Source organism: Sinomonas sp. T428B, from assembly GCF_056780155.1.
The window spans coordinates 2,330,177-2,352,018 of record NZ_JBRAZR010000001.1; the positions used below are offsets into that span (position 1 = coordinate 2,330,177).

30 protein-coding genes and 2 tRNA genes are annotated in these 21,842 nt (G+C 70.2%); 6 read left to right on the forward strand and 26 right to left on the reverse strand.

What is annotated here, in order from left to right; genetic code table 11:
* Positions 1 to 71 precede the first annotated feature (71 nt).
* The 25 genes from ACUYMY_RS10755 to ACUYMY_RS10875 form a co-directional block, all read right to left on the reverse strand.
* A complete protein-coding gene (locus tag ACUYMY_RS10755; RefSeq protein ID WP_481703550.1) occupies positions 72 to 764 on the reverse strand; it encodes an HK97 family phage prohead protease in 693 nt (230 codons plus the stop codon).
* Positions 757 to 1,920, reverse strand: coding sequence for a phage portal protein (locus tag ACUYMY_RS10760; protein WP_481703551.1), 1,164 nt, complete (start codon positions 1,918 to 1,920; stop codon positions 757 to 759). The genes ACUYMY_RS10755 and ACUYMY_RS10760 overlap by 8 nt, the downstream gene beginning before the upstream one ends.
* Complete coding sequence (locus ACUYMY_RS10765) at positions 1,917 to 2,057, reverse strand: hypothetical protein (RefSeq protein WP_481703552.1); 141 nt, start codon at positions 2,055 to 2,057, stop codon at positions 1,917 to 1,919. Before ACUYMY_RS10765 ends, ACUYMY_RS10760 begins: the two co-directional genes overlap by 4 nt.
* 14 nt (positions 2,058 to 2,071) lie before the next feature.
* Positions 2,072 to 3,517 (reverse strand): hypothetical protein, encoded by a 1,446-nt coding sequence (locus tag ACUYMY_RS10770; RefSeq protein ID WP_481703553.1) that lies wholly within the window; start codon positions 3,515 to 3,517, stop codon positions 2,072 to 2,074.
* On the reverse strand, positions 3,510 to 3,893 hold the full coding sequence (locus ACUYMY_RS10775; protein ID WP_481703554.1) for a hypothetical protein: 384 nt from the start codon (positions 3,891 to 3,893) through the stop codon (positions 3,510 to 3,512). Before ACUYMY_RS10775 ends, ACUYMY_RS10770 begins: the two co-directional genes overlap by 8 nt.
* A 319-nt stretch (positions 3,894 to 4,212) precedes the next feature.
* Positions 4,213 to 4,419 (reverse strand): HNH endonuclease, encoded by a 207-nt coding sequence (locus tag ACUYMY_RS10780; RefSeq protein ID WP_481703555.1) that lies wholly within the window; start codon positions 4,417 to 4,419, stop codon positions 4,213 to 4,215.
* Positions 4,420 to 4,542: 123 nt separating this feature from the next.
* Positions 4,543 to 4,761 carry a hypothetical protein gene (locus ACUYMY_RS10785; protein ID WP_481703556.1) on the reverse strand — a complete coding sequence of 73 codons (219 nt, stop codon included), beginning with the start codon at positions 4,759 to 4,761 and terminating at the stop codon, positions 4,543 to 4,545.
* Positions 4,762 to 4,948: 187 nt separating this feature from the next.
* A complete protein-coding gene (locus tag ACUYMY_RS10790) occupies positions 4,949 to 5,206 on the reverse strand; it encodes a hypothetical protein (RefSeq protein ID WP_481703557.1) in 258 nt (85 codons plus the stop codon).
* On the reverse strand, positions 5,199 to 5,837 hold the full coding sequence (locus tag ACUYMY_RS10795; RefSeq protein ID WP_481703558.1) for a hypothetical protein: 639 nt from the start codon (positions 5,835 to 5,837) through the stop codon (positions 5,199 to 5,201). The genes ACUYMY_RS10790 and ACUYMY_RS10795 overlap by 8 nt, the downstream gene beginning before the upstream one ends.
* On the reverse strand, positions 5,834 to 6,907 hold the full coding sequence (locus tag ACUYMY_RS10800; RefSeq protein ID WP_481703559.1) for an HNH endonuclease: 1,074 nt from the start codon (positions 6,905 to 6,907) through the stop codon (positions 5,834 to 5,836). Before ACUYMY_RS10800 ends, ACUYMY_RS10795 begins: the two co-directional genes overlap by 4 nt.
* A gap of 221 nt (positions 6,908 to 7,128) precedes the next feature.
* Complete coding sequence (locus tag ACUYMY_RS10805; protein ID WP_481703560.1) at positions 7,129 to 7,749, reverse strand: hypothetical protein; 621 nt, start codon at positions 7,747 to 7,749, stop codon at positions 7,129 to 7,131.
* On the reverse strand, positions 7,742 to 7,876 hold the full coding sequence (locus ACUYMY_RS10810; RefSeq protein WP_481703561.1) for a hypothetical protein: 135 nt from the start codon (positions 7,874 to 7,876) through the stop codon (positions 7,742 to 7,744). The genes ACUYMY_RS10805 and ACUYMY_RS10810 overlap by 8 nt, the downstream gene beginning before the upstream one ends.
* Complete coding sequence (locus tag ACUYMY_RS10815) at positions 7,869 to 8,255, reverse strand: hypothetical protein (RefSeq protein ID WP_481703562.1); 387 nt, start codon at positions 8,253 to 8,255, stop codon at positions 7,869 to 7,871. The genes ACUYMY_RS10810 and ACUYMY_RS10815 overlap by 8 nt, the downstream gene beginning before the upstream one ends.
* On the reverse strand, positions 8,245 to 8,505 hold the full coding sequence (locus ACUYMY_RS10820) for a hypothetical protein (protein WP_481703563.1): 261 nt from the start codon (positions 8,503 to 8,505) through the stop codon (positions 8,245 to 8,247). The genes ACUYMY_RS10815 and ACUYMY_RS10820 overlap by 11 nt, the downstream gene beginning before the upstream one ends.
* A gap of 99 nt (positions 8,506 to 8,604) precedes the next feature.
* Complete coding sequence (locus ACUYMY_RS10825) at positions 8,605 to 8,910, reverse strand: hypothetical protein (RefSeq protein ID WP_481703564.1); 306 nt, start codon at positions 8,908 to 8,910, stop codon at positions 8,605 to 8,607.
* Positions 8,907 to 9,185 carry a hypothetical protein gene (locus tag ACUYMY_RS10830; RefSeq protein WP_481703565.1) on the reverse strand — a complete coding sequence of 93 codons (279 nt, stop codon included), beginning with the start codon at positions 9,183 to 9,185 and terminating at the stop codon, positions 8,907 to 8,909. The genes ACUYMY_RS10825 and ACUYMY_RS10830 overlap by 4 nt, the downstream gene beginning before the upstream one ends.
* Complete coding sequence (locus tag ACUYMY_RS10835; RefSeq protein WP_481703566.1) at positions 9,182 to 9,319, reverse strand: hypothetical protein; 138 nt, start codon at positions 9,317 to 9,319, stop codon at positions 9,182 to 9,184. Before ACUYMY_RS10835 ends, ACUYMY_RS10830 begins: the two co-directional genes overlap by 4 nt.
* Positions 9,320 to 9,443: 124 nt before the next feature.
* A complete protein-coding gene (locus ACUYMY_RS10840; RefSeq protein WP_481703567.1) occupies positions 9,444 to 9,812 on the reverse strand; it encodes a hypothetical protein in 369 nt (122 codons plus the stop codon).
* Complete coding sequence (locus ACUYMY_RS10845) at positions 9,809 to 10,150, reverse strand: hypothetical protein (protein ID WP_481703568.1); 342 nt, start codon at positions 10,148 to 10,150, stop codon at positions 9,809 to 9,811. Before ACUYMY_RS10845 ends, ACUYMY_RS10840 begins: the two co-directional genes overlap by 4 nt.
* Complete coding sequence (locus tag ACUYMY_RS10850) at positions 10,134 to 11,537, reverse strand: ParB/RepB/Spo0J family partition protein (RefSeq protein WP_481703569.1); 1,404 nt, start codon at positions 11,535 to 11,537, stop codon at positions 10,134 to 10,136. Before ACUYMY_RS10850 ends, ACUYMY_RS10845 begins: the two co-directional genes overlap by 17 nt.
* A gap of 12 nt (positions 11,538 to 11,549) precedes the next feature.
* A complete protein-coding gene (locus ACUYMY_RS10855; RefSeq protein WP_481703570.1) occupies positions 11,550 to 12,014 on the reverse strand; it encodes a hypothetical protein in 465 nt (154 codons plus the stop codon).
* Positions 12,011 to 12,343 (reverse strand): hypothetical protein, encoded by a 333-nt coding sequence (locus ACUYMY_RS10860; RefSeq protein WP_481703571.1) that lies wholly within the window; start codon positions 12,341 to 12,343, stop codon positions 12,011 to 12,013. Before ACUYMY_RS10860 ends, ACUYMY_RS10855 begins: the two co-directional genes overlap by 4 nt.
* Positions 12,343 to 12,807: a hypothetical protein gene (locus ACUYMY_RS10865; RefSeq protein WP_481703572.1), complete on the reverse strand. Its 465-nt coding sequence runs from the start codon at positions 12,805 to 12,807 to the stop codon at positions 12,343 to 12,345. The genes ACUYMY_RS10860 and ACUYMY_RS10865 overlap by 1 nt, the downstream gene beginning before the upstream one ends.
* Complete coding sequence (locus ACUYMY_RS10870) at positions 12,804 to 13,238, reverse strand: hypothetical protein (protein ID WP_481703573.1); 435 nt, start codon at positions 13,236 to 13,238, stop codon at positions 12,804 to 12,806. The genes ACUYMY_RS10865 and ACUYMY_RS10870 overlap by 4 nt, the downstream gene beginning before the upstream one ends.
* Before the next feature lie 183 nt (positions 13,239 to 13,421).
* The gene (locus ACUYMY_RS10875) at positions 13,422 to 13,643 is read right to left on the reverse strand and encodes a helix-turn-helix transcriptional regulator (RefSeq protein WP_481703574.1); all 222 of its coding nucleotides are present in this window, start codon (positions 13,641 to 13,643) and stop codon (positions 13,422 to 13,424) included.
* Between the two features lie 255 nt (positions 13,644 to 13,898).
* On the opposite strand from ACUYMY_RS10875, the gene ACUYMY_RS10880 reads away from it, so the two are divergent.
* Positions 13,899 to 14,261, forward strand: coding sequence for a hypothetical protein (locus tag ACUYMY_RS10880; RefSeq protein ID WP_481703575.1), 363 nt, complete (start codon positions 13,899 to 13,901; stop codon positions 14,259 to 14,261).
* Here the strand turns inward: ACUYMY_RS10880 and ACUYMY_RS10885 are convergent.
* A tRNA-Lys gene (locus ACUYMY_RS10885) sits at positions 14,227 to 14,299 on the reverse strand. The two genes, ACUYMY_RS10880 and ACUYMY_RS10885, sit on opposite strands and share 35 nt — an antisense overlap.
* 166 nt (positions 14,300 to 14,465) lie before the next feature.
* Here ACUYMY_RS10885 and bcp point away from each other — a divergent pair.
* From bcp to ACUYMY_RS10910, 5 genes are all read left to right on the forward strand, one after another.
* Complete coding sequence (gene bcp, locus ACUYMY_RS10890; RefSeq protein WP_481703576.1) at positions 14,466 to 14,975, forward strand: thioredoxin-dependent thiol peroxidase; 510 nt, start codon at positions 14,466 to 14,468, stop codon at positions 14,973 to 14,975.
* Between the two features lie 96 nt (positions 14,976 to 15,071).
* A tRNA-Leu gene (locus tag ACUYMY_RS10895) sits at positions 15,072 to 15,153 on the forward strand.
* A 74-nt stretch (positions 15,154 to 15,227) separates the two neighbouring features.
* Entirely contained in the window at positions 15,228 to 16,889 is a 1,662-nt protein-coding gene (locus tag ACUYMY_RS10900) for an ABC transporter substrate-binding protein (protein WP_481703577.1), read from the forward strand.
* A 128-nt stretch (positions 16,890 to 17,017) separates the two neighbouring features.
* The gene (locus ACUYMY_RS10905) at positions 17,018 to 18,508 is read left to right on the forward strand and encodes a malate:quinone oxidoreductase (protein WP_481703578.1); all 1,491 of its coding nucleotides are present in this window, start codon (positions 17,018 to 17,020) and stop codon (positions 18,506 to 18,508) included.
* 64 nt (positions 18,509 to 18,572) lie between these two features.
* The gene (locus ACUYMY_RS10910; protein ID WP_481703579.1) at positions 18,573 to 21,815 is read left to right on the forward strand and encodes an efflux RND transporter permease subunit; all 3,243 of its coding nucleotides are present in this window, start codon (positions 18,573 to 18,575) and stop codon (positions 21,813 to 21,815) included.
* Positions 21,816 to 21,842 lie beyond the last annotated feature (27 nt).

Below are 21,842 nucleotides of genomic sequence, written 5' to 3' on the forward strand. Positions count from 1 at the left end.
CCGCACAGCTTTCCTGTGAGGCCCTCAGAGACGGGATGCGGGTGGTTGGCTACCTGCCCACGGTTTCGGAGCTAGACGCCGGTCTGGAGGTCCAGCCAGCGCCGACGGAGCGACAGCGCGGGGTGGCTGTCTGCCTGCCCCTCGCCGCGCTCCTGATGACCGCCGCCGTGGGCGCCGGTGTCTTTGGGGGCGAGCAGCGAGCGCAGCTCGTCCTTCTCCGCCGCCGTCCTGACCGTGTCGAGGTCGACGTGGAGGTGCTCGGCCAGCGAGCGCAGGCCGGTCGTGGTGTCCCGGTACGCGGGGGACGTCACGGGGGCGACGTCGACGAGCTGGACGCCGAGGAGGGTCCGCAGCGGGAATCCCTCCTTGGTGAAGTCCCAGTCGTCGGCGAGGGTGCGGAACGCGAAGCTCGAGTAGCGGAGGTCGCCGCGGCGGGCGAGCTCGGCGACGTCGCGGCCGGCGGTGGTGTCCGGCAGCGGGAGCTCGTAGCGCAGCCCCGTGCCGTCGACCTCGAGCGTGAGCGTCTCTCCCTCGGTGGTGCCGAGCAGGAGGCTGTCGTCGTGGTTGAAGCGGGCCACAACGGGCACGCCGTCGGCGAGGGACTTCGTGAACGCGCCGGGGTCGACCTGCTCGACGAAGCCGCCGAGGTTCTGGCTGTACCGGTTGAACACGGCGGCGTACCCGGCGAGGACGCCGGGGCCGCCGTCGGGGGATGCCCGGAACTCGACCGGACGCGGGGTCGCGCGCTGCTCGATGTCACGCATCGTTGGGGCCTCCTGTCGGTGCCGGGGTGGGGTTCTTGCCGTAGTCCGCGCGCCAGCGGTTGCGTTCCTCGGGCGTGAGCGGTGGGAGGTCCTCGAGGGCGCGGACCTCGTCGTTGGTGCGGACGCCCTTGTCGAGCGCCAGGCCGTGGGCCTCCATGCGGGTCTTGAGCTCGGTGCGGACGATGGCGTCGGCGTTGAACTTCACGTACTGCCCGCCGGGCAGGAGCCGGGACAGGTGCAGCTCGAGCCGGGTGAAGAGGGGCATGAGGGCCCGGACCTGGAACTTGATCTGGTTCAGCTCGAGCGTCGAGTACGTCATCGACGAGCCGCTGGCGCCGCCGATGTCCTCGGGGTCGACGTGGAAGATCGAGGCGATCGTGGTCGCGGTCGCCTTGATGGTCTCGAGGAACTGCGCCTCCTGCGGCTTGACCGCGAGCTGCTCCCACTCCCAGTCGCTGCCGGAGACGAAGATGTCGTTGTTCGCGACCGAGGCCTTGAACCGAGCGCGTGCGCGTTCGGCCTGCGCCTCGGTGATGGCCCGCTGCTTGTACTTCAGGTGCCCCGAGGGCGCGGTCCCGTGGCGGAACCAGTCGCGCCCGTAGCGGGCCGCGTAGCCGGCGGTCTCGATCTGCGCCTGGAAGAGGCTGATCGGCGACAGCCCGACGACGGCGCCCGGGGGCGCCTGGTTCGGCACGTGCACCATGGTGGCCCGGTCGAGCTCCTGGCCGTTGTGCCGGTAGTGCGGGATCCCGCCCTTGTCCTTGACCTCGATCGCGTCGGGGTTCAGCCAGGCGATGTTCGTCGGCGTCCCGACCGAGTCGATTCCGGTGATCAGCCCGTAGGCGTTGCCGCGGAGCAGGAAGGACGCCGCGTACTGCTGCAGCCACTCGAACCTCGTGAAGCCCGGATTGTGGTGCGGCGCCGTGACGAGCTTCGGCTGGATGTCCAGCTTCCGCTTCACCCCGCCCTGGTCGCGGTACGCGGCCATGGGCAGCATGCCGAGCGAGTCCGAGATCAGGCCCACGGCCGAGTACACGGGGGCGACCCGCAGGGCGGCGACGACGCCCGAGCTCGTCGGCTCGCCGCGGGTGAACGCGCCCCACGTGTCGGCGCGCTGCTCCTCGCCGGCACGGGAGGACCGGAAGAACAGGCTCATCGGCTCGACCTCCACGAGATCGCGAGGAGGGCAGCGCCCGCGACGATGAACGCCGCGGGCACGCTGAGGAGGGCGACCCCCGCGACCACCAGACCGGCTCCGACCAGGTCGAGCGCCGTCGTGACCCATGCGCGCATCAGCTGTCCCCCTCTCACCCGAGCGTCTCCTCGAACCCGGCCAGCCGGTCGCCGTGCTTCACGACGGCCCACCGGCCGACGACCATCTGGTACATCGGCGAGATGTCTTCTCCCGTGCTGCTCGTGAACACCCAGGATGACGGCCCCGAGCGCATCTTCTTCGCGGCCCCGAGGGCCTTGTTCAGCGAGGTGTGCTTTGCGATCGCGAGGCGCTGCGCCAGGACGTCGTCGTAGAACCCCGTGCACGCCTCGGCCCGGTCGGCCGAGGGCATCTTGAGGATCTCGAAGCCGGCCTCCTCGAGGTCGGTCGTCAGGCTCTTCGCGCCGCCCCCGCCGTCGAGCGCGACGACGTCGCCGCCGAACCGCGAGCGCAGCCGCTTGACCCGGTCCACGACCCAGTCGGTCCCGACCTCGTGATCGATCAGCTCGAGGAAGCACCGGGTGCCTCCGGGCCGCTGTTCGATGGGAACGCCCGCCATGCCGACAGAGGACCACTGCCGGTCTGGGGAGACGTCGACGATCCAGAGGGGCTGGCCCTTCCAGTACTCGCCCTCGTCCGGGACGTGGCAGTCCTCCCACGACGCGACCGGGATGACCGGCTCCGGCCCCTTCGGGACCGGCCACCAGCCGAGGTAGGCGCGCTGCACTTCGGCCGGGTCTGGGTCGGTGCGGAGCTCGTTCATGACGAAGTCCAAGCTGATCGTGTGAGTGATCGCGGGGTGGGCGGCGAGCGCCGTCGCCGGGTCGTGCGGGTCCGCGTCCTCCTCTGCGCTGAACTCCCAGTAGAGGGTCCTCGACTCCTGGCCGGACTCGACGAGCGCGCGGCCCATGTTCCGCTGCGAGAGGAGGTAGGCCGACTCGAGGTTCCCGGCCGCCGAGGTGACCCAGCGCTGCGCCCCTGGCACAGTCGCCATCGTCGGGCCGATGCCGCCCTCGATGGTGTTGTCCCTGTGCGCGTAGGACTCGTCCAGGTGCGCCTCGTGCAGCGTGTCGCCGTGGCCGGTCTTCTTGGACACGGCGTCGATCGAGAGCTTCGCGCCGTTCTTCCACCGCAGAGCCTCGTTTCCGTTCTGCCACGTCGGGCGGCCCATGAAGGCCTTGAGAGGCGACGAGTTGATCGGGATCTCGAAGTTCTCCTCGAGCCGCTTGCGCGCCTTGTTCCGATCCTGGGCGGTGTACAGGATGCGGCCGTTGGGCGTGGTGAGAGCCCGATGGACGACCTTGCCCCGCGACGTCGAGGTCTTCCCGCCCTGACGCGGCAGGATCAGGATGACCTTCGAGTACCAGTAGAGGCCGGTCGCTGGGTCGAGCTCGCAGGCGACGTCGAGGAAGTCCCGCTGCCAGGGCATCCTCGGGTTTCCGAACGCGGCCATGACCTTGCCCACCGCGGGACCGAGCGTCGGCCGGGCCGGGTTCCGCGGTGTCCCCCAGCGCGGCGGCGGATTGTGGACGTCAGTCACTCTCCGGCATCCCGAGCGACTGCAGGAACGCCTCCGCTCCGTCGGCCGCGCTGGCCGGGGCGTTCGCCTTGCGCAGCCGGTCGAAGACGTTGAATAGCCGGGACTGCATCCCGCTGACCAGATCGAGCCGCTCGAGGCGGGGCGCCTGGTCGAGCACCCGCGCGTCGTACTTGGCCAGCACGATGAGGGTCTCCTTGAACGGCGGGTCGGCGAACTGCATCGACTCGAGCTCGCGCGCGAGCGTCTCCTCGATCGGCCCGGCGGGCGCGTCCCACGAGATGGCCGCCGACGACGGCTCGAAGTCCAATGGCGCCAAACGCTCGGGCGGGATGTCTCCAGCCTCGCGCAGCCGCTTGGCGAGGCGGTACGCCTTCATCTTGTCTGAGTGCTTCCGCCGGCACCCGCCGCATCGACAGCCCTTGCGGTATCCCGTGGTGGACGGCCCGGACTCCCCGTGAAGGAAGGGGACGTTCTCAACTCCAGAATCATCTGCCACGATCCCACCTCCATTCCCAGCAAGATCGGCGGAAACACAAGGGAATCCGGGGCAGACGAGGGCAGATCAAAACGCGCTACGCCGCGAGGGCGCTACCCCGGGAAATGCGGGGGGAGAAAAAACGGTCGCCTCGGGCGGGTCGCCCGGTGGGGCCTCTCCAAAAACCAGCGAAGTGCGCGCTGATCTGCGGAAACTCTGCTCAGTCGCCCCAGTCCCGCGAGCGCTGCATGGCCGGTGCCATGGCCGCCGCGCGGCGTCGTGCGGCCCTGGTCTGGTTCTCCTTGATCGTGTTGCACCTGCGATGCATGGGCTGAAGGTTCGAGCGCGCCGTCGGGTGGCCGCCGTCCTCCAGCTTCACGATGTGGTCGACCGTGCCGGACCAGCGATGCCGGGCGGGCAGGGTCACGTCAATCTCCAGGTCACACCACGCGCATGCGACGCCGGGCACGAGGATCTCGCTGCAGATGCGCCGCCACTCCCGACCCTGCCGGCCGCGCCTCGGATCCCACTCGGACAGTCGGGGCAGGCCTTACTCCTCCGGCGAGAAGGCGAGCGTGTACGCCTTGCCCTGCTCGAACAGGTGGCCGGCCTCCGGGCTCAGCGTCATGTCGATAGCCAGGGCGGGCGTGTAGTGCGACCACTCCTTGTTCCGCTCGTCGGCGTAGTCCGCGTTGAACTGCACTCGCTGCGCGCCGTCGTGCAGCTCGGTCTTGGCATAGCAGCGAACCTTGGCGGTGACTTCAGACACGGTGGGCCTCCTGTGAGAATCGTTTGTGGGGCGGCGCGGCCTCGTGCACAGACCGCGCCGTCCCGTCGCCGCGGTCTCGCCCCGCCGCGACTCGGGGGCTCCGGGTGCACAGCGAAGGGCCCGGCCATCTGGCCGAGCCCTTGCTTGGTGACACTGCGCCACCATCAGTTCCTGAGGTTACACCCTGTCAAGCATCTGTGCTGTGCAGGCCCTGCCCTGCCCGGCGTGTCGTGCCGAGATGCTTCCGGGTCAGATGCCGCTCGACGGCGTGCGCCTTGTGCCCCTCTGCCGAGCGGAGCACATCAGCCATGGCGTACAGCCGGGGCCGGCTGCCTTCGATCGACTTCCACCCGTCACGCCTGGCCACCTGCCGGACCCACCCGGCGGACCAGCCGGTGAGCAGCTTGACCGACTCGACGTCGACCCATGCTGCCGGCCTAGGCATGCTGGCTCCTCGCGTGCTCGATCCATCTGGTCACGGGCGGCAGGTCTCGGCGGCGCTGTCCTGCATCACGCGGGATCGAGCTCCACGCCTCCCACACTTCCTCGAGCGTGGCCTCGACCAGCGATGAGCTCGGGTGCCCAGTGAGCCAGGACAGATGCCAGCGCCCGATCGCACCGGCCACCCGGCCCGCGTCCTGGCCCCGGCTGAGCTGCAGGTCAGGCCGGTCCTCGAGGAGCTGCGCGGCGAGCGGGCTCACCGCCGCCTCGACCTTGGCGATGACCGAGATGATGCCGAGCTCGACGGGCACGGCGGGGTCGACGGACTTGGACCCGACTTCCCCGCCGGCGCGGGATGGGTGCAGCAGATCCTGCAGTGCTGGCCACGCCCGTTCGATCCCGAGGAGCGCAGTGCTGAGATCATCCCGGCAGCGCCAGCACAGCCACGATCCTGCCTCGGCCTGGACCGGCCCGTCGCTGTGGGCAGTGATGCACCAGCCCGAGACGCGGACAGCGCGGCGCGCCAGCTCGTACGGGACCATGCGCACCCTGCCATCGACGACCACGGGGTATCTCTTGGCCCACTGCCAGTTCGGAGGCAGGGGCATTCCCTTGGGGATCCTGATCTGGGTCATCGTCCCCTCCTCTTCCGGCCAGGGCGTGACCGTCTCTGAGGATCCAAGGCCCACGCTGGCGGACCTGGGTGCCGACCCGTCCCGTCCAGACCCGGCCCTTCCAATCCAATCCATTCCCGTCCCGTCCCGACGCGGACAGAACCGGGAGACCTCTGTCCTAGATCGGACCCAGATTCCTGACCAGATCGGGCGGCCGGAGGAACCGTTGCCGCTCGCGAGGCCGGAGGAACCGTTGCCTCGCGCCCCGCGGCCGGAGGAACCGTTGCCGTCGGGGGCTCGACCGCGTCCGGGTCCGGGGACAGCTCGCGGCCGGAGGAACCGTTGCCGCTGGTCGAGGCCGGAGGAACCGTTGCCTCGCCGCTGCCCGTACCGTTGGCCGGCGCGGGAGTCTCTGATCTGGTGTAGGTGGGCTCGACGTCGACGCCGTACTTGGCGAGGAAGTCGGTGGTCTCCGGGCCGTACAGCGGCTCGGTGGGGGCGGGGAGCGTCCTCCATACGCTCTCGGGGTCCTCCTGGCGGCGGCCGTTGCACTCTCGGCAGCAGACCACGTAGGTCTCTGGAGTGGCGGCGTCGCCGGGATGGGTGTGGTCGTACGTGGCCGAGCGGCCGCTCTTGCGGTCCTTCCACGACACCGTCTTGCCGCAGTAGCGGCAGGCGTCGCCATCACGGAGCCTGACCGGGACTGTGAGGTCCGTGTCGCGGGAGTCCTTCTTCCGCTGGTTCGTCCAGGCCCGCTCGGCCTTGAGGATCATGTGGAAGAGGTCCTCGTCCTCGACCAGCTTCCACGCTGGGCGTTCCTCGCCGTCGACGAGGATCGTTGTCTCGGTCCAGTAGCCGCAGCGCTTAGCCGCGGCCGCGAGGGCCCGGTACCGGCCGACGCCGCCCGCGAGCGCGCGGGCGGTGCCGACGGTGACGACGTAGTCGGTCTCATAGGCGGCGGACTGCGTGGCGCAGCGGAGCACGAAGCCGAAGAGCTCGTTGAGGATCCGGTCATCGGCGTCGTCCATCTCGAGGGCTGCGAGCACGATCGGGTGGTTCGCCGCCGTGTCGCTCTGCCTCAGCCATGGCATCCGCCTGGTCCTCCTCGTTCTTCCTGTGCTTGGCCTCGCAGATCCTTGCGAGGCTAGAGACGACGTACGTGGTACCGCAGCTGGCGCATTGCCACGGGTCCGGTTCGGGTTGGGTCATCTGCGGCGCCTCCGCTCACGCCGGATTGTGAGCCAGGTGTGGACCACGACGGCGGCGACGAGTGGCGCCGCCGTCACGACGAGGCCGATGGCCTGGGCCTCGGTCATCCTTGCCCCCTGTGCAGCACCGTGGCGGGCACGAAGTTGTCGGGGTGGGTGTCTCCCGTGCGGCGTCCGCGGTGCCAGCATCCGTCTTCCCATTTCTGAAACGCGATCCCGCCAACCACGGGGGTGTCGTAGACGCCCGAGAGCACGACGGACCCGACCGGGAGCGCGTCGAGCTCCTCCTCGGCGGTGACAACCTGCTTCTCGGCCTCGGCGAGCTTCGCCTCAGCCTTCTCGGCTCGGTCAGACCAGATAGCCACGAGCTTGGCCTGCTCGTGGGCTTCCTCCTCGGCCAGCTCGGCGCGGGCCTTCCACTCAGTTGCCAGTGCCGGCAGTGCTGCCCAAAGGACGGCACGCGCCTCGCTCCTGTACGCCTCGTGCTGCTCCGGCTCGACGTTGACGAGCCGCTCCCACGTACAGCGGTCCTCGCACTCGGCGTGGTCAACCCACCACATGGCTTCCGCCGCGGCGGCGACGGCGGCCTCGGGGATCGGGTGGCACTTGTGGGGCTGCGCCTCAGTGTGGACGACATGGACGGTGCGACCGCACGTTCTGCACTGACGTGTGAAGGAGGTGGACACCTGACCTTCGAGGTGCTCGGGGATGCTGGCGTCAGCCATGGTTAAGGGTCTCCTTCGAGTGGCAGGTGCACTTGCAGTTGACGGCGGCGCTCTCCTGGCCGTCCCGCTCCTCCTGTTCGGCCCGGGCGATGAGGGTCGCATAGCCGTTGGCGTAGCGCTCAGGCATGGTTCAGGGTCTCCTTCGCGTGGCATGTGCACTGGCAGTTCACGGGCCGATCCTCCTGGTCGTGCCATGCGGACCCGTAGCACTTGTGGTGATTGCCGTCCCGGCAGTCTGGCGAGACGAGTGGCGGTAGGCCCGCTTCGGCCTCGCGGCGGGCTGCGCGGTAACGCTCCTCGGCGAGTGCGCGAGCGCTCATCTCTTCCCGCTGGGCGGCCACCTTTCTGGCGAGCCAGCGGGCGGCGCCGGCCGCCTCAGTGTGCTGCTGCGCGAGCTCGGTGATGCGTTCGACCTGCTCGGGCGGAGTGCTGCCCCACTCGGCCATGGCCTCTGTGGCGTCCGCCTCGGCGGCGAGCTGGAGCTCGAGGAGCTGCTCAACCGACACTGACGGCCCCCGCTCGCGCCTTGCAGGTCGCGCACGGCTCCCCGACGGCGTCGCACCAGGTGCACGCCTCGGCGGGCAGTGCCCGCGAGCGCAGCCACTCGGCGCGGCGCTTGGCGACGTCGGCAGCGCTGGCGAGCATGTTTCGGGTGTTCTCGTCGCCGGTGGCGACGGCGGCGGCGCGGCTGGCTGCAGCGGCGTCGTTGCGGAGCTTGGTGAGCCAGTCTGTGAGCTCGGTGTCGGTGAGGGTCATTCGGAGCACCTGCACTCTCCGGTGTGGGGGTTGATGACGCCGTTGCAGGAGGGGCAGCGCTCGGGGTGTGCGGGCTGCTCGCGGAGGTTGGTTCGGGGGTCAGTGGTCATGGCGGGATCCTTTGGGGATGGGCTCGAAGCGGCAGATGCGGTGCCAGAGGCGGCCGGGGGCGCAGGCCTCGCAGAACCGGCACCTGATGAAGAACGCCCTGGACCAGCGGGTGATGTACGAGTCGCGGTGTTCGGCGCACGTGGGGCCGACGCCATTGCCGCAGCAGGTCATCCTGAGGTAGTCGCTGGCCTCCGGTGGTGAGTCAGGATGATCGAGCTCGCAGGGGATCGCTTCGAGGGGCCCGACGATCTCCTCGAGATCGGCCGCGGTCGGCGCATCAACGGCGGCCGTCATGCCGCAGCCCTGCGGTCACGGTGGCGAACGGCCCATTGGGCGCGTCTTAGGTCGCGGAGCCGGGGGTGGCCGCCGGCGCGGCGGAGAGCTTGTTCGGCGGCGTCGATACTGGGCCATCCGGCGCGGAGGGCAGCCTGGACGGGGTCCTCCCCCGTGCTGAGGAGCCAGTCGAAGTCCTCGATGCGCTCCTGAACCCGAGAGGGCGTGCCGCCGCCGTGGCCCTTCCGGGGCGGCGTCTCGACCCAGGCGGGCGCGGCGGCGAGGTGACGGCTCATGAGACGGCCTCCACCACGCCCCCAGAGCGGTAGGCGCCGGCCAGGGTCGCGCCGAGGTCGATCGCGTCCCCACGCTCGGCGAAGGCGACGTTCGCGTACCATGCCACGGAGACGTCGGGCTCGGCCCAGATCATGAGGCCCCATGCGCCATCCTCGCGGCGGCGGACGCCGGCGCGAGGCCACTTCCGCTGGTGCCCGGCCGTAAACGGGCGCTCGTGCTCCCTCGATCTTGTGGGGCTGGGGACATCGATAGGCGCCTCAGGCAAGGTCGTCGTCATCGTCTTCTCCGATTTCGCCAGTGCCGAAGTCGACCCGCGTCACGGTGACGCCATGCCCCAGAGACTCGGTCCCGGGGAGCGGGTCAGGGCGGGGGTTGCGGCGCTCGAACTCGCGCTCGAGGATCTGCCGCACGGTGTCGGCAGCGAGACCGTCCGCGACCTCGACGTGCTCGACGAGCACGGTCGCCTCCTCGCCGCCGGTGAACATGTCCTTCGTGACCTTCGAGCACACGAGCTTCGCCACGACGTAGACGGGCTCGCCTGGGGCCGCGATCAGGTCCTGGTTCACGGCGGTCAGCCCGTTGCGGCCGGTGTCCTCCTTGGGGAGGCTGCTGGAAAGCTTCGTCACAGCTCCGTCGCCCCGCTCTCGTCGACCCGGATGATCTTCACCTTCAGGCCGGCGTCCTTGAGGTCCTTCAGGAGGACCTCAGCCTGTCCCTGGGCGCCGCAGTCATGGGCCCGCGAGACGGCCCGGACGCGGGCCCCGATGACGGCGAGCGCGGTCACGATGACCACGGCCGTCCCGATCAGTGATGCGATGAGGCTGTTGTCCAGGATCATCACGAGTTGCCCGCCGATATGGGCCGCGCAGACGGCGAGGAATTCGATGGGCGTTGTCCACGGTGGGGTGCAGCGGGGCTGCGCGAAGTGGGCGCTGAGCCTCTTCGGGCTACGCTTCTTCGTCATCGTCGGCCTCCTCGTCGTCGAAGTCGCAGTCGCAGTCGCTCTGGCCGTCCTCGTCGAGGGGTTCGCCGCAGGAGTGGCAGGAGCGGGACTTCCAGTAGTCGATCGCCTCGCGCTCGACGTCGCTGAGGTCAGAGCCGAGGATCGAGAGGGCCGGGACGACGGTGTTCTTGAGGTAGTAGCTCTGGTCCCACTCGTCGAGGTCCTCGAGGCTCTCCATCGTCCGCTCGTTGAGGCGCTGGGCCGCGAAGTAAACCAGGACGAGGCCGCCGAGGTTGAGCTTGGCGAGCGCGTTCTGGATTGCCTCGTCGTCGTCAGGGTTGACCTCGAGCCATCGGGCGAGGGTCTTGCGCTGATAGGCGTTGACGAGGTCGGCGCAGAGCCTCGTCATGGCCTCGCGGGCGCGGCCGTTCTCGATGGTCCGCTCGGTGCGGATCGTCTTGCGGACCCGCTCCTCGTGGACCTGGGCCGCTATGCGGAGGCCGGCCTCGAGCTCCTTGCGGCGCTCCATGTCGGCCTGCTCCGCCTCGCTGAGCTCGCGCGGGGCCGCGGCCGCCATGCCGGAGCTGCTGGCGGATCGGTACTTGCCGAAGTACTCCGGCGCCCACCCGGACTTCGCATCGACGACGACGGCGCTGATGTCGTAGCGCTCGAGGATCCGGGCGTCACCGGCCTCGAACTCGTACGGGTAGACCTTGCCCCTGCCCTCGGGAACGTCCTCGCGGTCCATCACGGGGAAGCCCTTAGCACGGAGCTCCTCGCGCAGGGCCGGCGCGGCCTGCTCCTTCTCCCAGGAGCCGATCGCGCGCTTGATCTCCCACGACACGTCCCGAACGCTGAGGGCCTCGGCCTGCTGCTCCTCGGGCACGCCGGCCTCGGCAAGCTTGAGGACGTCGTCGAGGGTCGCGCGGCGCTCCTCGACAGCCTTGATCGCGGGATCGCCCATCTGGGCGAGCTGCACGCGGCCGTGGACCGTGGCCTTCGCGCGACCGGTGCGCTTGGAGATCTTCGCCTCGGTCCAGCCGGGAAACTCGAGGAGCTGCTGATAGGCCTTCGCCTCCTCCCCCACAGTGAGGTCGGTGCGCTGGAGGTTCTCGACCAGCATCACGGCGAGCTGCTCGGCCGGGTCCGTGAGCGAGGTGTTCACGGTGCAGGGCACCTCGAGGAGGCCCGCGCGGCGGGCCGCGGCTAGGCGGTGGTGCCCGGCGATGACCAGGAAGTCGCCCTCAAGGTCGGGGTGAGGGACGACGAGGAGGGGCTGGAGCACGCCGTGGGCCTTGATCGAGTCGACGAGCTCCTCGGAGGGCTCCACGTGGCGGCGGACATTCTTCGGGTGCGGTCTGAGCTGCTGGACCGACAGGACTTCGGGCATGACCGTTGTTGCGGACACGAGTGGGGCTCCTTAGCTGGAGAGGGCCTGCATGCGGGCGATGCGACCGACGAGGTTCAGGGCGTGGTACTTGGCAGAAGCGAGGTCGCCGTTCTCCAGGGCGTCCCCGGCGGCGTCAAGCGAGTCGGAGGCGCTGTCAAACGCCGCGGCGAAGATCGGGTCCATTCCCTGAGGCGTCCCCGTCTCGGCGAGCGCGACCGCCTCGGGGCTGGCCGCGGGCGTGTTACCGAGCCACTGCTGCTCGGTGATGGAGAGGGGGGCGGGTTCGATGGGCTGTTCGGTCATGACGGGCTCCAGATCAAGGACGACGCCGACGGCGCCGAGGACCACGAGGATTGCGCCGGCCACCCAAGCACCGTTCACGACGGGACCGGCGGCGGCGAGGGTCACGACGCCGACCGTGAAGGTCGGCGTGTACACGAAAGCGAGACGACGGCGCCGCGCGGCGGCGCGCTGGGGCAGGGCGAGGGCGATCACAGGAGCCCCTCCTGCCGCTGCGGCTCGGGAGCCGGGTCGTTGAGGTAGAAGTACGCGGCCTCGCGGCCGTCGACGAAGATCGACCCGTCAGCGCGGAGGTTGCCGTTGGACTCAACGTGCTTCGGCGTGCGGTCGACGATGATCTGCCCGGACGGCCAGATCGAGCGGCAGAACGCCGCGAGCTGGTGCTCGAGCTCGGCCGGCCTACCCGAGCGCCAGGGCAGCGCGGCGCGCTGCCGGAGAGGGCGGCCCGCAGACTTGGACCCACCCTCGGCGGTGGTGATCGGCTGGATCGTGGCATCCTGGCGGACCCGGTACGGCTTGGCCATCACGATGCCTTCCGCTCAGTGCGCCGCGCGAGGTCGGCGGGGGACGGCGAGCGCGGCGGTGCCGACACTGGCGCTGGCGCCTGGACGGGCTCGGACGCCGGCTCGGGCGTGGGCAGCGGTTCCGAGACGGGGCCGAGGGGCTCGGCGAACCTGGCGTAGACACCCTCGACGTGGTCCACGAGGACCCGGAGCTGGGCGCGGAGCTGACCCTCGGTGGCCATGAGGTGATCCAGCGCGAGATCCGCGTTGCCCGTCGTGTCGAAGCGGCGGAGGGCGAGGAGCGCCTGCTTGAGGTCCTCGACCTTGCGCACGGTGGCGTCGAATGTCGCGCGACGGCTCTGCTGCTCGGAAGCCAGGCGCACGGGCGCCGAGGCCGTGAGCGGGGACGGCGTCGCGCCGTACTCCTCAGGGCGCAGGTCCGGGCGGTCCCAGCAGCCGAAGTACAGCGACGACGGCGTGCTCATCGGGCCACCGGCTTATGAGTCAGGCGGGCCGCGAGCTGCGCCTTCACGCCCTCCGGCGTGTCTGGCGCCGGCGCGGCAGGGGCAGAGGTGTGGCCGCGCTTCGCTGCATATGCTGCCGCGAGCTCCTCGGGAGTGGCGCTCTTCGCGCGCGCCCTCGCGGCTTCCTTCGCGACCTGCTCGGGCGTCGGTTCGGGCCAGCGAGCGTAGACGTCGCACTTGTTCGACGTGGTGTCCGGGCGGTGGCTGTACGCCTCGCAACCGGCCTTCCTCCACTTCGCGGCGCCCGAGGTGCTCGCGATGCCCTCCTGGACCTTCGCCCACTTTCCGGGGCGCTTCTTCAGCTCCTCCACCACCCGCTGGACCAGGCTCGCCTGCCCGCGGGCGGCGCGGCGGGGCGGCTCCTCGACCCATTCGAGCTGCAGGGCACTCACCGGACAGCCTCAGGGCGCCCGCACTGCCCCCCGAGGGCAGTCTTCTGTACGATGGACATCAGGTTTTCCTTTCCAGGGGATTCCTTCTCGACCCTCAGCCGTTGGCGCGGCTGAGGGTCATCTTTGTTTCCAGGGGCCCGGCGCCCGTGGGCTATGGGGGGAAGGCCCACGGGCGCCGGGGGTCTAGGCCGGGATCTGCTCCCGCTGCTCTCCGTAGAGGTACGAGACGCTGACGCCGAGAAGGTCGGCGAGCTTAGTGATGTCAGTAGCGCGAAGTCGAGCGTCGTTGGCCAGCCGGCGCGAGACCGCCTGCTGGGTTACCCCGATCGCTTGACCGAGCTCGGCCTGAGAGAGGCGGAGCCTGGCGGCTTCTACCCTGATTCTTTCTCCAATGGGGTTCGCCATGGCAGGACAGTAACAACAAATCCATGTGACAAACAAGCCGACGTGGCGCAACACGCCGAAAAGGTGAAAATCTAATCCATAACGTGTGTTTGCACAATAACCCGTTGTGTCGAATTCTGGTCAAGCGCCGCTAGCCGGAGGATGATGGGCAGCGCGAGCTCTGCCCTGGGTCCAAAGATCGACTGCCGGACCCATCTTCCCACGCCACACGATTAATGGTTGTGTGACACATTTTCCGTGTAGTACGCTCGCTGCATGAGCGCACAAGCTGCATTCGACTATGAAGCCCCGCACGAGGGCGTTGCCCGCCGCCTGCGCGGCAAGCTGGGGGAACTGAGAATCTCCGGGGCCGAGCTCGGCCGCATGCTCGGCATCGTCCAGCAGGGCATGTCGAGGCGGCTGAGTGGCGCGCAAGCCTGGAGCGTAGACGAGCTGTTCGCGATCGAGCGCGTGACGTCCGGCCGCATCCGCGTCACGTACCTGCTCGGCTTCGAGGACAACAGCACCAGACTCGCGTCCACCGGAGCCCTTAACGACGAAAGGACCCCGTCACCTGCTGGTGACGGAGCCCATCCGTTTGGTGTGCGCCCCCCGGGACTCGAACCCGGAACCCATTGATTAAGAGTCAATTGCTCTGCCAGTTGAGCTAGAGGCGCGTTCCGTGCATGCTCTGCGCCGTCCCTCTCGGTCCGTCGCCGTGCCCCGCAACGACATGAAACTCTACACGACTTCGACGGGCAAGTGAAATCGGCCGGGGCGCCTCCGCGGGTGAGGTGCGTCACGGCCCCAAGGGACCCTCTCGCCCGGCGCTACGCTGGCCAGATGACCACGTCAGCACCACAGTCTCCACAGCGCCGCCTCTCAGTCGGCGACCCGGCGCCGGACTTCTCCCTCCCGGACTCGGCCGGCGGGACCACGTCCCTGAAGGACCTCGCGGGCCAGCGCGTCCTCCTCTACTTCTTCCCGCAGGTCGACACCCCCGCGTGCACGCAGCAGGCATGCGACTTCCGGGACAGCCTCGCCTCCCTGTCGGGGGCCGGGTACACGGTCGTCGGCGTCTCCCCCGACCCGGCCGACGCCGTCCGGGCCTTCGCGCGCGAGCAGGAGCTCGGCTTCCTCCTCCTCGCCGACGAGGACCACGCGGTCGCCGAGGCCTACGGCACGTGGGGCGAGAAGATCAACTACGGGCGGACCTACCAGGGGCTCATCCGGAGCACGTTCGTCGTCGAGCCGGACGGGCGCATCGGGCTCGCGCAGTACAACGTCCGGGCCAAGGGCCACGTGGCCAAGCTGCACCGCGACCTGAAGATCGCCGCGGCGGCCGGCGCGTAGCGCATCCGTCCCGGCGTGCCCGGCGCCGTCACGGGCCTCGGGGGCGGGCCCGCCCGGTAGACTGGCCGGGCGGTCCCGCCCCAGCGCGGGACACGCGCGCGAGTGGTGGAATTGGCAGACACGCAGGATTTAGGTTCCTGTGTCTTCGGACGTGAGGGTTCAAGTCCCTCCTCGCGCACTCTTGAGATTCCCCTCGTCCCCGCATCCTCGGATGGGCGGGGGCGCAGGGAAAGGCGGGCTGTGGCAGGGAACGTGGCAGGAGACATTGCGCGCAGGAGCGTGCTGCAGGCGGCGGCCGCCGCCCTCGTCCTCACCGGATGCACGCCGCAGCCGCAGCCCGCCCCCGCCCCCAGCCCCACGCCGTCGTCCGTGGAGCCCGCGGCGTCCTTCGTCTTCGCCGTCCCGGCCGCCCCCGCATCCCTCGATCCTGCCGCGACCTCGGACCTCGAGTCGTGGCGGGTCTCGCGCCAGGTCCTCGAGGGGCTCGTCGCGGCGGACCTGACGACATCCCAGCCCTCCCCCGCCCTCGCGACCTCGTGGGCAGCGAGCGACGACGGGCTCGCCTACACCTTCACCCTGCGCGAGGGGGTCACGTTCCACGACGGGACGCCCTTCGACGCCGCGGCGGTCAAAGCGAACTTCGACAGGTGGTTCGCGGCCAGCCCCGACTTCCGCGCCGCGAACCCGACGATGTCCTTCACGTCCGTCTTCCGGGCCCACGCCGACCAGGCGGACCTCTCGGTCTTCAAGGCGTGCACAGCAGTCTCGGCCCACGAGGTGCGGATCGAGCTCTCTCGGCCGTTCACCGCGTTCCTCGAGGCCCTGACCATGCCCGCGTTCGCGATCTCCTCGCCCCGTGCCCTCGCCGAGGGCACCGCGGACGTGCTCGACCAGGCCACCCCGGCCGGCCCCGTCTCCCGCTACGGCCTGCATCCGGTGGGCACGGGCCCCTTCTCGTTCGTCGCCCGCTCCGCGGACCGGGTCGAGCTCGCGAGCTACCCGGGCTACTGGGGCGAACGGGGCGAGATCGCGAAGCTCAGCTTCGTCGTCTACGACACCGCCCAGAGCCGCCTGCAGGCCCTCGTCGACGGTCGCGTGGACGGCTTCGACCCCGTCACGGTCGACACGATGGAGGCCCTCGTGCGCCGCGGCCTGCCCGTCGCGCGCCGGGACCCGTTCTCCGTCTTCTACCTCGGGATGAACCAGGAGTCGGTGCCCCTGCAGAGCGAGAAGGTGCGTCAGGCGGTCGCCGCCGCCATCAACAAGGACGCCCTCATCCGGAGGTTCTTCGTCGACGACTCGTCCTCGGCGGGCCAGTTCGTGCCGCCCCGGGTGACGGGCTTCAACTCGTCCGTCAACTTCCCCGGATTCGACCCCGAGCGGGCCAAGCGCCTCCTCGCCGAGGCCGGCTACAAGGGCGAGGAGCTCCCCTTCTGCTACCCGCTCAACGTCAGCCGGTCCTACCTGCCCACGCCGGAGAAGATCTACGCCGAGCTCAGCGCCCAGCTCACGACCGTCGGGCTGAACATCAAGCCGGTGCCCATCGAGTGGTCCGAGGGCTACCTCACCCGGGTCACCTCCCGGGGCGACCACGCGTTCCACCTGCTCGGCCTCAACGGCTCATACTCCGATCCCGACAACTTCCTCACGTCCCTCTTCGGGGCCAGGAACGGGGAGTTCGGCTTCTTCGACGCCCAGCTGTTCAGCAAGATCGAGCGCGCGCGCTCGCTCCCCGACGGCCCGCAGCGGCAGAACGCGTACATCGACATCAATGGCCAGCTCGCCGGGACCGTCCCCGCCGTGCCCATCGCGTTCCCGATCTCCGCGGTGGCGACCTCGGCCCGGGTCGAGAGCTATCCGACCTCGCCCGTGCTCCACGAGATGTTCAACAAGGTCCGGCTCAGGAAGAGCTGAGGAAAGCAGACGAAAGCAGCAGAGAAAAAATAGGCCGAGAAGCCTTGACGCAGGGACCTTCGGGGATTTAGCGAACCGCCCGGGCGAGGGATATTCTGCCTCTGGTCCATTTGCGCAGGGAGACATCAGTGACCTTCATTTCCACCACCCGGTCCGCCGACGTCGTCTTGATCGGCGGCGGCATCATGAGCGCCACGCTGGGGGCGTTCCTCAAGAAGCTGGAACCGAGCTGGAGCATCGTCCTCTTCGAGCGCCTCGACGACGTGGGGCTCGAGAGCTCGGGGCCGTGGAACAACGCGGGAACGGGCCACGCGGCCTACTGCGAGCTCAACTACACCCCCCAGGCCAAGGACGGCTCGGTTGATCCGGCGAAGGCGCTGAGCATCAACGAGGGCTACCAGCTCTCGCGCCAGTTCTGGTCGCACCTCGTGACCGAGGGCAGCATCGGCGACCCGTCGCAGTTCATCCACACCGTGCCGCACATGAGCTTTGTGATCGGCGACGCCCACGCCGACTACCTCAAGAAGCGCTACGAGGCGCTCAAGCCGCACACGCTGTTCTCCTCGATGGAGCACAGCGAGGACCCCGCGGTCATCGAGGCCTGGGCCCCCCTCGTCATGAAGGGCCGCGGGAAGGGCCGCGTCGCGGCGACCCGCGTCGCCGAGGGCACCGACGTCGACTTCGGCCAGCTCAGCCGCGAGCTCGTCGGCTTCCTCGATCGCAGCGGCGTCGAGGTCAACTACGGCACCGACGTCACGGACCTCACGCGCTCCCGCGGCGGGTGGGACGTCTCCACGAAGCACCTCGCCTCGGGCGAGCGCGGCGGGATCCACGCCAAGTTCGTGTTCGTCGGCGCGGGCGGCGGGGCCCTCCACCTCCTCCAGGCCTCGGGCATCCCCGAGAGCCGCGGCTACGGCGGCTTCCCCGTCTCGGGCCAGTTCCTGCGCTGCACCGACGACTCCGTGTCCGAGTCGCACAACGCGAAGGTCTACGGCCAGGCCTCCGTCGGCGCCCCGCCCATGTCCGTCCCCCACCTCGACACGCGCTACGTCGAGGGCAAGCGGTCCCTGCTCTTCGGCCCCTACGCCGGGTTCTCGACGAACTTCCTCAAGAACGGCTCGCTCTTGGACCTGCCGCTCTCCATCCGGCTCGGCAACATCATCCCGATGCTCGCCGTCGCGAAGGACAACATGGACCTCACGGCCTACCTCATCAAGGAGGTCGCCAAGAGCCGGGACGCGAAGATCGACGCGCTGCGCGAGTACTTCCCCCAGGCCAAGGGCGACGGCTGGGAGCTCATCACCGCGGGCCAGCGCGTACAGATCATCAAGAAGGACCAGGCCAAGGGCGGCGTCCTCCAGTTCGGCACCGAGGTCATCACCGCGCGCGACGGCTCGATCGGGGCGCTCCTCGGCGCATCCCCGGGCGCCTCGACGGCCGTGCCGATCATGCTCGAGCTCATGCGGCGCTGCTTCCCGAAGTTCTACAAGGGCTGGGAGGGCAGGCTCCGGGAGATGATGCCGGGCTACGGCGTCAAGCTCGACGAGAATCCGGCCCTCGCGGCCGAGGTCGCCGCGAGCACCGCCTCGGCGCTCCAGCTCGCGGCACCCGCACAGTAGACAGGCCAGCGGCCCGTGCCCATCAGGGCACGGGCCGCTCGCCGCCTGACGTGAAAGGGCATCATTGTTCAGCCTCGCCCGCCTCTCGATGGCCAACAGGGCGCTGATCGCCCTCATCACGGTCTGCGCCGCAGCGTTCGGCGTCATCACCGCCGGGAGCCTCAAGCAGGAGCTCATCCCGTCGATCGAGTTCCCGCAGCTCACGGTCGTCTCCTCGATGCCCGGGGCCTCCCCGGAGGTGGTCGACCGGCAGGTGGGCGAGCCCGTCGAGAAGGCGCTCCAGGCGGTCGAGGGGCTCGAGAGCTCGGCCTCGACCTCCCGGTCGGGGGTCTCGACGATCCGGCTCTCGTTCGCCTACGGGACAGATCTCGACCGGGCTCGCAACCAGGTGGACCGCGCGATCTCGACCGTCCGGCGCACGCTGCCGGACGGCGTCGAGCCCCAGACCGTCGCCGGGAGCATCAGCGACTTCCCGATCGTCTTCCTCGCGGCATCCTCGGACAGGCCGCTCAGCGAGCTCAGCGCGCAGCTGGACGAGCTCGCGGTGCCGAAGATCCAGCGCATCCCGGGCGTGCGCGGCGCGGACGTCACCGGCGGCGCGACCCGCCACCTCCAGATCACGCCCGACCCGGGCGCCCTCGCCGCGCGCGGCACCGACGTCGGCGCGATCCGCGCCGCGCTGGAGAACAACGGGAACCTCGTGCCCGTGGGCACCGTCGAGGAGGAGGGCCGCACGCTCTCCCTCCAGGCCGGGAGCCGGCTTGAGTCCCCCGAGGCCGTGGGCGCCCTGCCGCTGCCCGGGGCCAAGGCGCCGACGGCGATCCGCGACGTCGCTGCCGTCGCCCTCGAGGACGACGACGCGACGTCGATCACCCGCACGGACGGCGTGCCCACGCTCGCCCTCTCGGTGACCAAGAAGCCCGAGGGCGACGCCGTCGCGATCTCGCACGCGGTCCGCGACCTCCTCCCCCAGCTCGAGGCCGAGCTCGGCTCGAACGCGCGGCTCACCACGGTGTTCGACCAGGCGCCGTTCATCGAGACCTCGATCAAGGACCTCACGACCGAGGGGCTCCTCGGCCTCGGCTTCGCCGTTCTGACGATCCTCGTCTTCCTGCTCTCGGTGCGGGCGACGCTCGTCACGGCCGTGTCGATCCCGCTGTCCCTGCTGGCCACGTTCATCGGGCTGTACGCCGCCGAGTACTCGCTCAACCTCCTCACGCTCGGCGCCCTCACGATCGCGATCGGCCGCGTCGTGGACGACTCGATCGTCGTCATCGAGAACATCAAGCGCCACCTCGGCTACGGCGAGGAGAAGACGACGGCGATCCTCAACGGCGTGCGCGAGGTCGCCGGGGCGGTGACGGCGTCGACCCTGACGACCGTCGCGGTCTTCCTCCCGATCGCGTTCGTCGGCAGCCTCGCCGGCGAGCTCTTCCGCCCGTTCGCGCTCACCGTGACGCTCGCGCTGCTCGCCTCCCTCCTCGTCGCGCTCACGATCGTCCCCGTCCTGGCCTACTGGTTCCTCGGGCACCACGCGGCGCAGGCCCGGGATCCGCGCGAGGCAGCCGCCGAGGCGATCGAGAGGGAGAAGTCCTCGCGGCTCCAGCGCGGCTACCTCCCGATCCTGCGCACGACCCAGCGGCGGCCCGTGCTCACGCTCGTCGCCGGCGGCCTCGTGCTCGCGGGGACGTTCGCGATGACCCCGCTCCTGCAGACGAACCTCCTGAGCGGCTCGGGCGAGAACAGCTTCACGGTGCGTCAGAGCCTGGCGCCCGGGACGAGCCTCGAGGCCACCGCCGAGGCCGCCGAGCGGGTCGAGGGGCTCCTTCGGGGCACCGACGGCGTGCGGACCGTCCAGGTCACGGTCGGCAACTCGACCACGGGCTTCGGCGCCTTCCTCTCGACCGGCGCCTCGAACGCGACCTTCACGGTCATCACGGAGGAGGACCGCGACCAGGCGGCCCTCCAGGCCCAGGTGCGCGACGCCGTCGGCCGCCTCGACGGCGTCGGCACCGTGAGCGTCGGGCGCCAGCAGGGCGGGTTCGGGACCTCCTCGACGGTGGACGTCACCGTCCAGGCGCCCGACGCCGAGGCCCTCGCCGCCGCGAACGAGGACGTCCTCGCCGCCCTCGAGGGCGTCCCGGGGGCCACGGGCGTGACGAGCAACCTGGCGGCGGGCCAGCCCGTCGTGCAGGTCCGGGTCGACCGTGCCAAGGCCGCCGCTGCGAGGCTCAGCGAGCAGCAGATCGCGGGAGCCCTCGCGGCCACGGCGAGCCCTCTGCCCGCGGGGACCGTGCGCTTCGGCACGACCGACTATCCGGTGCGGATCGGGCGCGGGACGCAGTTCACGAGCGTCGACGCCGTCCGTTCGCTCCCGGTCCCCGGAGCTCCCGGCGGCCTGACCCTCGGGGCGATCGCGAGCGTCGAGGAGGTCGAGGTCCCGGTGACCGTCACGAGCACTTCCGGGCAGCGCACGGCCACCGTCTCGGTCTCGCCCGAGGACACGAACCTCGGGGCCGTGAGCGCCGAGGTCCAGCGGCGGATAGACGCCCTGAGCCTCGACCGGGGCGCGACGGCCACGGTCGGCGGCGCGAGCTCCCAGCAGGCGGAGTCCTTCCGCCAGCTCGGGCTCGCCCTCCTTGCCGCGATCGTGATCGTCTACGTCATCATGGTCGCGACGTTCAAGAGCCTCGTGCAGCCGCTCATCCTCCTCGTCTCGATCCCGTTCGCCGCGACGGGGGCGATCGCGGCCCTCCTCATCGCGCGGATCCCGCTCGGCCTGCCCGGGCTCATCGGCCTGCTCATGCTCGTAGGCATCGTCGTGACGAACGCGATCGTGCTCATCGACCTCATCAACCAGTACCGCCGTCCCGCCCCCGGCCGGGCCGCCCTGGATCTCGGCGAGGCGATCGAGCGCGGGGCGCGCCAGCGCCTGCGGCCCATCCTCATGACGGCCCTCGCGACCGTCTTCGCCCTCACGCCCATGGCGCTCGGACTCACGGGCGGGGGCGGGTTCATCGCGCAGCCGCTCGCCGTCGTCGTCATCGGGGGACTCGTCTCCTCGACGGCACTCACGCTCGTGATCGTCCCGGTACTGTACCGGCTCGTCGAGGGCCGGCTCGAGCGACGCCGCCTCCTGCGCGGGCTCAGGCTCCTGCCGCAGCAGGGGGCCGGGCAGGCAGAGCCCGACGCCCGGGCAACCGACGGCGGGGCAGGCTCCGAGGACGGGTCTGAGCGCGAGGCCGACAGCGACTGGACGACCGGCGCGGTGCCCCGGGTCAGCGGACGGCGCGCGGCGAAGCCCTGATCCCGGGGGCGGGAATGGATCCGCCCC